Here is a 13,162-nt window from a genome sequence, read left to right on the forward strand (position 1 = left end):
ACAGTCAACCTCTCAGTTTCCCCAGTCACAAGTACAGAAACCGGAAGTCCAGTTATTACCGTCACCGCCACAGCATCTCAAGCAGTTGTCGGAGCTCAAACAGTAAATGTAGCACTTTCAGGAACGGCCACTGCTGCCGACTTTACTGGTACAATTCCCACCAGCATTACCATTCCCAACGGTCAAACCACAGGTTCATTTACCGTCAATGTTAATGATGATGCGCTGATAGAAGGAAGCGAAACAGGTACTTTCACAATCTCCACTCCTTCTAGCGGTATCACACTCGGAACTACGACAACTGGTTCCGTCGCCATTACTGATAACGACTTCCCCACAGTCAACCTCTCAGTTTCCCCAGTCACAAGTACAGAAACCGGAAGTCCAGTTATTACCGTCACCGCCACAGCATCTCAAGCAGTTGTCGGGAATCAAACTGTAAATGTAGCACTGTCAGGAACAGCAACTGCTGCCGACTTCACAGGCACAATTCCCACTAGCATTACCATTCCCAACGGTCAAACCACAGGTTCCTTTACCGTTAATGTCAACGATGATGCGCTGATAGAAGGAAGCGAAACAGGTACTTTCACAATCTCGGCTCCTTCTAGCGGTATCACACTCGGAACTACGACAACGGGTTCCGTCGCCATTACCGACAACGATATAACACCAGTACCAGAAATTCAAGTATTAGACGGGACAACGGATATTGCTGATGGTACTGCAAGTGCGATTAACTTTGGTAGTGCAACTATTGGTGGCACTCTCAACAAAACCTTTACCGTGAAAAATCTCGGTACAGCAGCTTTAAACCTCAGCAACCTGACTTTACCGACAGGATTTAGCTTAGTTGGAAATTTACCTGCAACAGTTGCAGCCGCTGGTAGTGCGACTTTGCAAGTTCAAGTAGATACAGCCACTGCCGGAAATAAAACAGGTACGCTGCAATTTGTCAATGATGATACGGATGAAAATCCCTTCAACTTCCCGATTTCAGCATCAGTCACAGCAACTGCTGCACCAGAAATCCAAGTATTAGACGGAACAACAGATATTGCTGATGGTACTGCAAGTACAATTGATTTTGGCAGTGCAACAATTGGTGGCACTCTCAACAAAACCTTTACCGTGAAAAATCTCGGTACAGCAGCTTTAAACCTCAGCAACCTGACTTTACCAACCGGATTTAGCATTGTCGGAAATTTACCTGCAACTGTGGCGGGAGGAAGTAGTGCTAACCTGCAAGTTCAAGTAGATACAGCCACCGCCGGAAATAAAACAGGTACGCTGCAATTTGTCAATGATGATAGCGATGAAAATCCCTTCAACTTCCCGATTTCAGCATCAGTCACAGCAACTGCTGCACCAGAAATCCAAGTATTAGACGGGACAACAGACATAGCTGATGGTACAACAAGTGCGATTAACTTTGGCAGTGCAACAATTGGTGGCACTCTCAACAAAACCTTTACCGTGAAAAATCTCGGTACAGCAGTTTTAAACCTCAGCAACCTGACTTTACCGACAGGATTTAACTTAGTCGGAACATTGCCTGCAACTGTGGCGGGAGGAGGTAGTGCTAATTTGCAAGTTCAAGTCGATACAGCCACCGCCGGAAATAAAACAGGTACGCTGCAATTTGTCAATGATGATAGCGATGAAACTCCCTTCAACTTCCCGATTTCAGCATCAGTCACAGCAACTGCTGCACCAGAAATCCAAGTATTAGACGGGACAACAGACATAGCTGATGGTACAACAAGTGCGATTAACTTTGGTAGTGCATTAATTGGCGGCACTCTCAACAAAACCTTTACCGTGAAAAATCTCGGTACAGCAGCTTTAAACCTCAGCAACCTGACTTTATCCACAGGATTTAGCTTAGTCGGAAATTTACCTGCGACTGTCGCCGCCTCCGGTAGTGCGACTTTGCAAGTTCAAGTCGATACAACTACCGCCGGAAATAAAACAGGTACGCTGCAATTTGCCAATAACGACAGCGATGAAAATCCCTTCAATTTCCCGATTTCAGCATCAGTCACAGCCACAGCAACTCCAGAAATTCAAGTATTAGACGGTACAACAGATATTGCTGATGGTACGATAAGTGCGATTAACTTTGGTAGTGCATTAATTGGCGGCACTCTCAACAAAACCTTTACCGTGAAAAATCTCGGTACAGCAGCTTTAAATCTCAGTAATCCTACCCTACCAACCGGATTTAGCATTGTCGGAAATTTACCTGCAACTGTCGCCGCCGGCGCGAGTGCAAATGTGCAAGTTCAAGTAGATACAACCACCGCCGGAAATAAAACAGGGACGCTGCAATTTGCCAATAACGACAGCGATGAAAATCCCTTTGATTTCCCGATTTCAGCATCAGTCACAGCAACTGCTGCACCGACGCCAGCACCGGTACCCACGCCAACGCCCACCAACGTCTTCAACTACTCCACCTCCCCCGTCGGTGTCACCCAAAACTTCGACACCTTCCCCCAAGCTGTAACCGTTACTGGCAGCCCCTTTAACGATAACTTCACAGGCACTAGCGGTGCAGACACGCTCAGCGGCGGTGATGGCAATGACATCCTCACAGGCGGTGATGGCAATAACCAGCTCAGCGGCGGTGATGGTAACGACACCATCAATACTGGTAGCGGCAATAACTTGATGGATGGCGGTGCCGGGAATGACGTAATTACAGGCGGTAGTGGCAACGACACCATCACAGGCGGTACCGGAAACAATACCCTGACAGGTGGTACCGGTAGCGATATCTTCAGTTTTGTCCCCGTCTCCGGTGCCACATTAGGGCTAAACTTAATTCCTGACTTCACGACAGGGCAAGATAAACTGCAACTTGATGCTGCCCTCGGTTTCACCTCTGTGGCGCAAGTCTTAGCCGCCCTACAAACGACTCCTGCGGGTTTAGTCTTAAACTTAAGCGGTGGCGGGCAAATCTTACTGAATAACGTTTCTACCTTGTCTCCCAATGACATCATTCTGGTGAATGCACCTGCACCCACGCCGACACCCACGCCTATCTCGCCCGTACCGACTCCAACACCAGCACCCGTACCCACGCCAACGCCTGCACCCGTACCGACTCCAACGCCTGCACCCGTACCGACGCCAACGCCTGCACCCGTACCGACGCCAACGCCTGCACCCGTACCGACGCCAACGCCTGTTAACACTCCAGATACAGACTGCATTTGCGACAAAATTGAGTATCCCAATCTCAACCAACCAAACCAACAAATTGATAATATTATCAATGGTGGTGGTCTGCTAATTGGTACTCCCAAAAACGACGCATATTTGGGCAGCAACAACCCTAATATCTTCGATGCCAAAGAAGGCAATGACAACTTATTTGGTGGCGAATTTAATGATATTTTCAAGGGCAATGAAGGCAACGATTTCATTGACGGCAACAAAGGAGACGACCTCCTGTTTGGCGGCAAAGGAAACGATATCATTTTTGGCAATTTTGGTGAAGATACTCTTTTCGGAAATCAGGGCAATGATTCAATTAACGGTCAAGAAGATGATGACTTAATCTTTGGCAATGAAGGCAATGATTTTATCGACGGCGGCAAAGGAAACGATTCTTTATTCGGCGGTAAAGCAAACGATGTAATTCTCGGCAGCGAAGGCAATGATACTCTTTTCGGACAACTCGGGGACGATACTTTGTGCGGCGGTGCAGGAGATGACCTAGCTTATGGCGGTCAAGGTAATGATTTAATTGACGGCAGCAAGGGCAATGATTCGATTTATGGAGACTTAGGAAATGACACGCTTCTCGGTTGCGAAGGTAATGATATTTTGTTTGGAGGTTTAGGCAATAACAGCTTGAGTGGCGGTTTGGGTAATGATACTTTTGTCATCGGATTCAGTCAAGGATTTGATATTGTCTCTGATTTTGTGACAGGTCAAGATTTCATCGGATTGTCGGGAGGTTTGAGTTTCGACCAGTTAGAAATAACTCAGAATAATAACAATGCGCTGATTAAATTTAAGGGAAGTGGAGAAGTATTTGCTTCGCTAACTGGAGTCAACGCCACCTCTATTGGTGTTAGCGATTTCCGAACAGTTTGAGCCTAAAATACAGCACTTTTGCTGGTAAATGAAGTACAAATAAACTGGTTTTTGTAGGGCGGTGCTCTTCGGCCGAGCACTCGCGTCGAAGCCAAGAGTGCCCGCCCTGACGGGAGTCGTGAAGCTCGATCGCCCAGGCCCGCCGAGTCAACTGCTGCTACCTGCTGTGGCAACCTTCTAAAATAGTTTAAGGAAGTATCAAAGACAAAAGTAAGGTTTTTCATGGCCGATCAATTAATTCGCGCTACAGCAGCAGATGGCGGAATTCGCGCTGTAGCTGTCATTACCACCCGCCTCACCGAAGAAGCAAGAGGGCGCCACAAGCTCTCCTACGTCGCTACAGCCGCCCTCGGACGCACGATGTCGGCGGGGCTGTTACTCGCCTCCAGCATGAAGCGGCCCGAATCGAGAGTCAACATTCGCATCAAAGGAGATGGGCCCCTGGGCGGACTTCTGGTTGATGCGGGACTTGATGGCACGGTTCGAGGTTATGTGAACAATCCCGCAGTGGAATTGCCGCCCAATGCTAGAGGCAAACTAGATGTCGGCGGGGCCATCGGTGACGGCTATTTGTACGTGGTGCGGGACGCAGGATACGGCTTCCCTTACTCAAGTACGGTAGAATTGGTTTCCGGCGAAATAGGCGACGATCTGACTAACTATTTGGCAACCTCGGAACAGACGCCTTCTGCTCTGGTTTTGGGGGTGTTTGTGGGGGCTGCGGGGGTGCAAGCGTCTGGGGGCGTGCTGTTGCAGGTTATGCCGAAGGCTGCTGCGGATGAAGAACTCGTGCAAACTCTAGAATCTAGGGTGGCTGCACTGTCGGGCTTTACGCCGCTGCTACAGTCGGGGAAAACGCTGCACCAGATTCTGGAAGAGTTGCTGGGCGATATGGGCCTGGAAATTTTCCCGGAAACTCAGATGGTGCGCTTTCACTGCGGCTGTTCGTTCGATCGAGTTTTGGGAGCTCTCAAAATGTTGGGCGAAGCGGAACTCCAAGACATGATCGAAAAAGATGGCGGGGCTGAGGCTACGTGCCATTTTTGCAACGAGGTTTACAAGGCTAACAGCGACGAACTTGCCGAACTGATCGGGGATTTGCGATCGAACTCCGGTTCTTGAGACGATAATGTGTAATTGGCTCTATTGACTGCGAGTTGGGGATGACGGCCTTGACCAATTGCCAATTACGCATTATCAATTACCTAATCACGAAATTTAGATTTTGGCGGCTCCGGCGATCGGCCAGGGAGCAGTCTTGAGCCGGCGGGAGTATTTCATTCAGTTGACAGTTGACCTGTGACAGTTGACCTGTGACAGTTGACAGGTTGACAGGTTGACAGCTTTCCAGGTTGACAGTTGACAATGACCTCTACCTAGAAGGAAGAGGATTGGAGTAATGAATAGTCTTCTTTTAAATTATCCCCATAAGGGATAGGCTTGAAACCAATTCTTTCTGGTAAAAGTGATGAATACATCTTATAGAAGAGTAGTTGATATCAGCGATCGCAGTTTTGAAATAACTAACACTGGCTGGTTGCTGTTTGTGGTAAGCACGATATGAGTCAAGATCGCAAAACACCAGGCCGTTGGTCTGCATCAGAATCCTTGGAGTCAAAAAAGGATACTTCCTCGCTAGTGCCAATTCCAGCCAGGAAAAATCGCGCTGAGCGACTTAAAGAGATCCGAGATCTGGTTACTTCGGGAAAACTGCGGGGAGGGCATCTGGAACAGTCGCCGAAAGAGTCTGGGGAAAATTCGCAGTCGCCACGTGACCCCTATCGGCTGTGGCGGAGCTGGTCGAATAAGTGGCAGTTTTGGCTGGCGGTGAGTTTGATGCTGTCGGTTGGTATGGGGTTTGTGGCAATTTCGTCTTTGCTCAACTTGACTGCGCAGTCGAATTGCTCGAAGATTTTTTGGCCGACGGCTTCTGCTAACGATCGCTTTTTTTGCGCTCAAGAAGCAGCTAGCAAGCGGACGGCGGATGATTTGCTCGGCGCGATCGAATTAGTGAATGCTTTGCCCCAAGACCACCCGCTGCGGCCGAGAATTAACGGTCTGATCGATCGCTGGTCGCAGGATATTCTCAGGTTGGGAAATGCTAGCTTCCAAGAAGGAAAGCTCCAGGAGGCGATCGCGATCGCCCGCAAGGTTCCTCAAGACGTTCCCGCTTACCCGGATGTGGCAAAGCAGATTGAAAAGTGGCAGTCAACATGGAGCGATGCAGAGAAACTTTACCGCACGGCAGAAGACCACTTGCGTCAGGAAGAGTGGGGGCTGGCTTTCCGCCAAGCTACTCTGCTGTTGGATTCGGGAAATACTTTCTGGGAATCGACGAAGTATGAGGAACTGACTAAGGTAATTCAGGCGACCAAAGCTGAGGGCAATAAGTTGGTAAAAGCCCGGAATACAGCCTCGGAGGGAGGGCTCGACAATCTGGTGACGGGGATTAAGCTGGCTCAGGGAATTGGTCAAAACAGTTATTTGTATCAAGCGGCCAATAAGCTGATCGCCCAATTTAGCAAGAAAATTATGGGTATCGCCCAAAAACGCTTGCTCTCAGGCGATTGGCAGCAGGCGATCGCGATCGCTAACAAGATTCCGGAGTCGGCAAATTTAAAGGAACAAGTACAGGATTTTAACGAGTTGGCGAACGCTACTGCTCAGGCAATGACAGGCTCTGTTGAGGGTTTGTCGAAGGCGATCGAGATTGCTCAAAAGTTGAACTCCGGCCGCCCTTTGTACAAACAAGCTCAAGATTTAGCCGGCCGCTGGCAGCAAGAAATGGCTGATGTGAAAGTTTTGGATTTGGCAAGCAGGCTGGCGGCGCCGGGAGGGGTAAATGATTTGAGGGCTGCGATCGCCCAATTGCAAACAGTCCCCCAATCAAATCCCCGCTCTGAGGAAGCTCTCCGTCAAATTAGCAGCTTGAGCCGTCAAATCGAGCTGCTCGAAGACAGTCCGTATTTGCAAAGAGCTAACGATTTGGCGAGTACGGGCGATCCGAATTCTCTGGAGGCCGCCGTTGCTCAAGCTTCTCGGATCGGTCAAGGTAGGGCGCTTTACGGGGAAGCTCAAACCAAAATTCAAGCTTGGATCGAGAGAAGACAGCGGCTTGTTGACCAGCCGTTTTTGGAGAGAGCTCAGCAACTAGCGGCTAGGGGCAATTTGGCTGAGGCAATTGAGATGGCGCGCCGGATTCGATCGGGACGGGTGCTTTATGAGGAAGCTCGATCGAACATTCGGACTTGGGAAGCTCAATTTCAGGGCGAGCAAGGTTTGCAGAGCGCTCGCTTAGCAGCCCGAGCGGGGACTGCTGACGCCTTGCAAATGGCAATTACGCTGGCCCTTCAGGTACCCGATTCGAGTTCGCTCTCCTCGCAGGCGAGCGAGGCGATTGATGAGTGGAGCCAGCGGATTTTGGCGATGGGTGTGGAACAGTCGTCGTCGGATGTGGCTGGGGCGATCGCGACTTTGAAGAAGATTCCCTCGGGCACTCGGGCTTTTGAGCAAGCTCGATCGCAAATCAAAATTTGGGAGGAATCGCTGAATCCTCCGGCTGCTGAGTCACCGTCTCCGGCTCCCGAACCGCCGGAAACTGAGCCACCTAGTAGCTCTAGGAGTCGGTAAATTTGAGGCTGAGAAGGTGCTAACTAATATCTTTACTTATCTGTATTAGGGAACCAAAAATGAAAACGCCCAAGCAAGTTCTCCAAGACTGGGTTTCTGCTTATAACACTCGTGACCCTCACGCCCTTATCGAGCTTTATCACGACGATGCAGAGAACCATCAAGTTGCCTTTGGCGCTCCTCTAAACGGGCGTGAGGCATTGCTTGAGAGTTTTGTTACCTTCTTCCAAGCTTTTCCAGACAATTACACGCACGTGGAGAATTTGTTTGAGGATGGCGAGTGGGCGATCGTCGAGTGGACTGGTGGCGGCACATTTCTAGGTGAGTTTGGTGGCAACCTACCAACTGGCAAAAGTTTTACGCTGCAAGGCTGTGGCTTCTTTCATGTTGTTGATGGCAAAATCCATTTTCAACGCGGTTACATAGACAAGCACACTTGGTTCATGCAGCTTGGGTTACCGATATCATAAGCTTCCAGTTGTGCAACTGTACAATTATTTCGCATCAAGTCTTTGCTCACTAAAACCTGCGTTGCAGGTAGATACTACCGAAAAAAGGTGCTTTTTCCCGATGCTTGCAATCCCATTAAAATGACTAATTCCAGAGCCTAAACATCCGCCGGATTGAGGTGCATCATTGCCCAAGTGGTGTAAGTGCCGATCGGACTCCAGAGTATGTAAGGCAGCAATAACAAGGTCGCTGATTCAGAAACTTGCAACACGCTTAAAGCTAGCACCACGCTTAAAATAGCCCCCGTTCCGCCGATGATTGTGCCGACTTTTAGACTCTTAAGTTTGCACATCACGGGGGTGTAAGATATGGTTACTATTTCTAAAAGCAGGTACAAGCCCATTCTCAGCCAAGTTTCCTGAGTTCCCGGTTCTTTTTCCCAAACAATCACTGCTGACCAAGCTGCACAAATAAAAATTACTGTCCAAATTATGGGAATTGCTTTTTCAAATACTAGCCATCTCGGACGCTGCAATCGGTTGAACCATTGGATGTCGCTGGGCGAGAGCAAGTTAGCGAAGAGTGCTACTACAAAGGCGACACCTCCAATTACCATCCACGATTTAATCATTTCTCTACCTTGGGTTAGATTGACCGCTTAGATTAAATATATATTTTAGGTAATTCGGGAGCAAAATACATCTGCATCCAGTCTGAAATTTATAATGCACAGGTAAACTTAGACTGATTGAAAATAGCAAATTTATTGCCGTTGATACTCCTGGGGCAGAACCGCGATTATGTAGGGTGCGACCGGGCGCACCTTACCTCTATAAGTAGCGCTTAGCCTTGCAATTAAATCGGCTAGCCGAGCCGGTGATGCTGTTCTAATTCTAAACTAGACTCATCCTCTTTTCTGGGAACGAGAAGCGTATTTTCGCTGCTCGGTTGCAACACGGCTTTAATCACTTGGAGAAAACGGTTGGGTTTTTTAGTTTGACCGTTGAGAGTGCGGCGGTCTTTCACTTTTTGAGAAAGGTGTCGCATCACAGATAAATCGAGTTCGTCGATGAAATGGTCGGCTATACGTTCTCCCATTAAATCAATAGCTTCAGAATACTGATCGGTCAGCGTTTCTATGGCATCGTATGCTTCGTCAGCAACTTGACTTGCTACTGTTTTATTTTGGTCGCCCGGTGTCTGGGAATGGCTGCGGCGCCGGTCTAAAAGACTTTGGTAGTCCGCAATGCTCATGCCCAAATTGTAAAGGTGGTGGTGAGCGTGATCCATCAAATCTACTTCACTGGGATAGAAGAAACCGCGAGTGCTGTTGATGCCGTGCAGTTTTGCCCAACGCCGCAGATTTGTCTCGTCTTGCAGTTGGTATCGCTCCAACATTTGAGCCGTGTTCAGCTCTACTTCTGGCGTAACTTTGAAATCGCTCATCGGTAAATCCTCGCTGGTGAGTAGATGAATAAAATTGAAACTTAGAATTTGTGATTTGGGTGCAGTCTGAAAATGACGATCGATCCTTTGACGGCATTCACCGAAGTCTTGCAGGCATTTGCTAGCCGTCGAGCGACTCAGAGGATTTCAGGGTAGCGTACTTTTGGGGTTGGTCTCGATCGCGTCCGGAAGCGAGTAGACAGGGTTAATAATATAGCTGATTTAGTGTTTCAACAACCGTTAAAAATAGTAAAGTTTGATTTTTTGGCTTGAATTGTTAGTAATGTTGAGCTATAATACTCTCAACAACTGTGCACTTAGTAATTTTAGTAGTTGCAAGCGAGATTCTTAGTATGCCTGTATACGACTATTTTTGTCCCAAAAACAACCAGCAGTTAGAAGTTTCGCACAGCATGAACCTGGAAGTTTCGACTTGGGGCCAACTGTGCGAGTTGGCTAAGTGCGAACCCGGAGACACTCCTACTGATGCTCCGGTACGCCGTTTGCTGAGCGCTCCGAGGTTGATGAAGCCGACATCCGACACCGATTATAAAAATTCTGGTTTCAGCAAGTACGTGAAGCGGGATGAAGGGGTTTATGAAAATGTCACGGCTAAGGATGGTGAAAGCCGCATTGTCAATCGAGATGGCAAGCCGATTTAAGGGTGAGACTCCAGACTCATCCAGTTTCATCGTTCGGACTTCAGTTTTTTCTTAGACAGGTTCGATCGTTCGGACTTCACTCCTTTCTTAATTTTTAAGCAAATCAGGACTTTAGTCCGAACGATAAAACGTTTGAGAACTTCAGTTTTTGCTGAAGTTTTAAGTTAATCAGGACTTTAGTCCGAACGCTCAAACCTATTAGATTGTGGGTAATTAACCGCACACAATCTTATTTACCAAACCAATCATTCATTTTTTGCTGTGCTTGTGCTTTAGTTTCAGCATTAATGTACACTGAAACGGTAGCAATCGCCGCCAGCAACACTCCCAAATCATCGGTAAATCCGATGCCGACCAATACATCGGGAATCGCATCGACAGGAGATATAAAATAGGTCAAAGCTCCAACAACAACGGTTTTTGCCCAAGCCGGCACGTTGGGATTTTGAGCAGTATAATAAAGGGTCAAAGCTTTTTCAACGACTTCTCTGCCAGCGCTTAAAGCAAAGTTTTTAAGTTTAGCCCAAAAACTCTCATCTGAGTAATTGATTTTGGCATTAATGAGGTTTGTTGTGGTTCTTTTTGGGTCGATTAAATCCAGAGGAATGCCCTTCTTTTTGAGCTGGGAAACACCAGCATTCAAGGATGTTGAAGCCTGATTTTTATTGGGTTCCGCTTCCCGTATTTGTTGGATGTCTGCGATGAATTCTTGCATGGCTTGGATTTGCAAGTCGGAAACCGCCAGAAGTTTTTGGGCGGATTGAATCGCCTCGCTTTCTCCGGGATGCAGCGTATTATTTGCCCAAGCAATGCTGATTAAAAAATACATGACTCCCAAACGCAGCGGTTCGGCTGACTGGCTGATTGTTTGCAAACAGTCGCCCAGAGATGGGGGAGTCGCTGTGTAGGATTGGATTTGAGTCTTGGCTGAGTCAGAAAACTTGTCTAAATTTATGGTTTTAAACAGCAAATTTAGTTCGTCAATATCAATGGAACCGTCGGAGGCTGCGATCGCAAATAAAGATCCATAAAAAGCTAAAAGTTCGCTTTCTGACGATGTGGCAAAAATATCTCTCTCGGACACGATGCAACTGGGATCGATAACGACGCTTTGGATCGTACCATAAAACTCACCTCGAATCATCGCACAAATCGGCAATAATTTTAGAGGGTATGACAAAATGGAGATTTTTTTATGAAAGTTGCGATCGTCGGCTGCGGTTATGTGGGTACTGCGACAGCCCGACATTTACAAGGTAAATCTGATTGTACCGTGACGGCGACAACTACGACGGCGAGCCGAGTTGGTGAATTGGAGGGTGTCGCCCAGCGGGTAGTTGTGCTCAAGGGAAATGATGCAGGTGCGATCGCGAGTTTACTGCAAGACCAAGATGCTGTTATGCTGTGCGTCGGTGCTCCAAATGCTCAGGCTTATCGGGAAAGTTACTTAGAGACAGCGACAACTTTGGTATCAGTTTTACAGCAGATACCGACAGTCAAGCAGGTGATTTATACGGGTACTTATTCAGTGTACGGCGACTGTCAAGGTAAACTGGTAAATGAAGAATCGCCCGTCGCCCCAGCCAATCCCAACGGTGAAATTCTCGCAGAAACAGAACGGGTTTTATTAGCAGCATCGAGTCCCAATCTTCAAGTCTGCATTCTCCGTTTGGGAGGAATTTATGGGCCTGGGCGAGAATTAGTTAAAATCTTTGGAGGCTGGGCTGGGAGCACTCGTCCCGGTAGGGGGGAAGATGCTACTAATTGGGTGCATCGGGATGATGTTGTTGGGGGGTTAACCTTTGCTTTGGAAAATCGATTGCAGGGAATTTACAATTTAGTCGGGGATGTGTCGCTATCGAGTGGTGAATTGCTCGATCGCATTTTTGAAACTCACAATCTGCCTAAAGTTTCTTGGGATGGAAGTCCTAGCGTGCGGCCTTATAATGCGAGGGTGTCGAATCAAAAGATTAAGGCGGCTGGTTATCAGTTTATCCATCCTGAAATTAGGGAGTTTTAATAGTCTTGGGCGCAGCACCTAATTATGTAGGGTGCGCACTGCGCACCTTGCTAGAGAATACTATATTTTCCCTTTAACCCAAGTTCTAAAGGATTTCAGCAAAGCAATTTCTCCTATCGTTTGAGTGCGAGTGAAAAACCCAGCCATTTCTGCTACCGATACAAAGGGAAAAGCAATACTAAAGTCGCGCTCAATATATTCAGTTTCTACCAACTGATAAAATTTCAAAACTCGCCCGTTATATAGCCAGAGTTCCGGGACGCGAAGTGCGGAGTAAATGGCAAACTTATCAACTGAACTGCTGGTAATATCTATTTCAATTGCTAAGTCGGGCGGTGGGGCAGTTTCTAAATCTAGTTCTTGCCTGCCTCTAACTGCTGCTTCATTTTGGATATAATAACAGTTATCTGGTTCTATGCCTTTTTTGGCATTTTTGAGTTTGAGAGTAGTTGAGCCAGCACTTTTAATTTCAATGTCGAGTTCTTCTGCTAAAGCAAGGATGAAATTACCGAAATTGCTCTTGTAGTTCTCATGTTCAAATAGTGGCGCCATAATTTCCAGTCTCCCTTCATCGTAAGCTATGCGATAACCTCGCTTATCGCCTATTTCTTTGAGCAACGTTTCAAAGGTCTGCCAGCTAATGTTTTCTAGCAGTGTTCTCTGTTCGGCTAAACTTGAAGTAGTAGCAATCATCTCAAAATCTCCTTGAGCTGAGAAAACTCTAGTTTTATTTTACCACAGGCCCAGATACTATCAAAAGGGTGATTCCCTACGGGATAGCTGCGCTTCACGCTCTTTTTTTTACCGCAGATGCAGGCGGATTGACGCGGATGAATGCGGATGAAGA

At 47.5% G+C, this 13,162-nt stretch carries 11 protein-coding genes; 6 read left to right on the plus strand and 5 right to left on the minus strand.

The window, feature by feature from the left end:
• On the plus strand, positions 1–4,107 hold a 4,107-nt coding region (locus QUB63_RS32815; protein ID WP_332949570.1), incomplete at its 5' end, for a beta strand repeat-containing protein.
• 2 nt (positions 4,108–4,109) lie between these two features.
• Here QUB63_RS32815 and QUB63_RS32820 read toward each other — a convergent pair.
• Positions 4,110–4,331 (minus strand): hypothetical protein, encoded by a 222-nt coding sequence (locus QUB63_RS32820; RefSeq protein WP_332949571.1) that lies wholly within the window; start codon positions 4,329–4,331, stop codon positions 4,110–4,112.
• Here QUB63_RS32820 and hslO point away from each other — a divergent pair.
• From hslO to QUB63_RS32835, 3 genes are all read left to right on the plus strand, one after another.
• Positions 4,330–5,229, plus strand: a complete 900-nt coding sequence (gene hslO, locus QUB63_RS32825) for an Hsp33 family molecular chaperone HslO (RefSeq protein ID WP_332949572.1) — start codon at positions 4,330–4,332, stop codon at positions 5,227–5,229. The genes QUB63_RS32820 and hslO overlap by 2 nt on opposite strands.
• A gap of 438 nt (positions 5,230–5,667) precedes the next feature.
• The gene (locus QUB63_RS32830; RefSeq protein ID WP_332949573.1) at positions 5,668–7,737 is read left to right on the plus strand and encodes a hypothetical protein; all 2,070 of its coding nucleotides are present in this window, start codon (positions 5,668–5,670) and stop codon (positions 7,735–7,737) included.
• A gap of 59 nt (positions 7,738–7,796) precedes the next feature.
• The gene (locus QUB63_RS32835; protein WP_332949574.1) at positions 7,797–8,207 is read left to right on the plus strand and encodes an ester cyclase; all 411 of its coding nucleotides are present in this window, start codon (positions 7,797–7,799) and stop codon (positions 8,205–8,207) included.
• Between the two features lie 137 nt (positions 8,208–8,344).
• On the opposite strand, the gene QUB63_RS32840 is transcribed toward QUB63_RS32835, so the two are convergent.
• Positions 8,345–8,818: a TspO/MBR family protein gene (locus QUB63_RS32840; protein ID WP_332949575.1), complete on the minus strand. Its 474-nt coding sequence runs from the start codon at positions 8,816–8,818 to the stop codon at positions 8,345–8,347.
• A 233-nt stretch (positions 8,819–9,051) separates the two neighbouring features.
• Positions 9,052–9,633: a hypothetical protein gene (locus tag QUB63_RS32845; protein ID WP_332949576.1), complete on the minus strand. Its 582-nt coding sequence runs from the start codon at positions 9,631–9,633 to the stop codon at positions 9,052–9,054.
• A gap of 353 nt (positions 9,634–9,986) precedes the next feature.
• Between QUB63_RS32845 and QUB63_RS32850 the strand changes: the two genes are divergently transcribed.
• Positions 9,987–10,295, plus strand: a complete 309-nt coding sequence (locus tag QUB63_RS32850) for a zinc ribbon domain-containing protein (RefSeq protein WP_332949578.1) — start codon at positions 9,987–9,989, stop codon at positions 10,293–10,295.
• Between the two features lie 229 nt (positions 10,296–10,524).
• Here QUB63_RS32850 and QUB63_RS32855 read toward each other — a convergent pair whose 3' ends face one another.
• Positions 10,525–11,475: a YkvA family protein gene (locus QUB63_RS32855; RefSeq protein WP_332949579.1), complete on the minus strand. Its 951-nt coding sequence runs from the start codon at positions 11,473–11,475 to the stop codon at positions 10,525–10,527.
• A gap of 15 nt (positions 11,476–11,490) precedes the next feature.
• On the opposite strand from QUB63_RS32855, the gene QUB63_RS32860 reads away from it, so the two are divergent.
• Complete coding sequence (locus QUB63_RS32860) at positions 11,491–12,315, plus strand: NAD-dependent epimerase/dehydratase family protein (RefSeq protein WP_332949580.1); 825 nt, start codon at positions 11,491–11,493, stop codon at positions 12,313–12,315.
• A gap of 60 nt (positions 12,316–12,375) precedes the next feature.
• On the opposite strand, the gene QUB63_RS32865 is transcribed toward QUB63_RS32860, so the two are convergent.
• The gene (locus tag QUB63_RS32865; RefSeq protein ID WP_332949581.1) at positions 12,376–13,008 is read right to left on the minus strand and encodes a Uma2 family endonuclease; all 633 of its coding nucleotides are present in this window, start codon (positions 13,006–13,008) and stop codon (positions 12,376–12,378) included.
• Positions 13,009–13,162: the final 154 nt, after the last annotated feature.

Origin of the sequence: Microcoleus sp. ARI1-B5 (genome assembly GCF_036705795.1) — a bacterium.
GTDB lineage: Bacteria > Cyanobacteriota > Cyanobacteriia > Cyanobacteriales > Microcoleaceae > Microcoleus.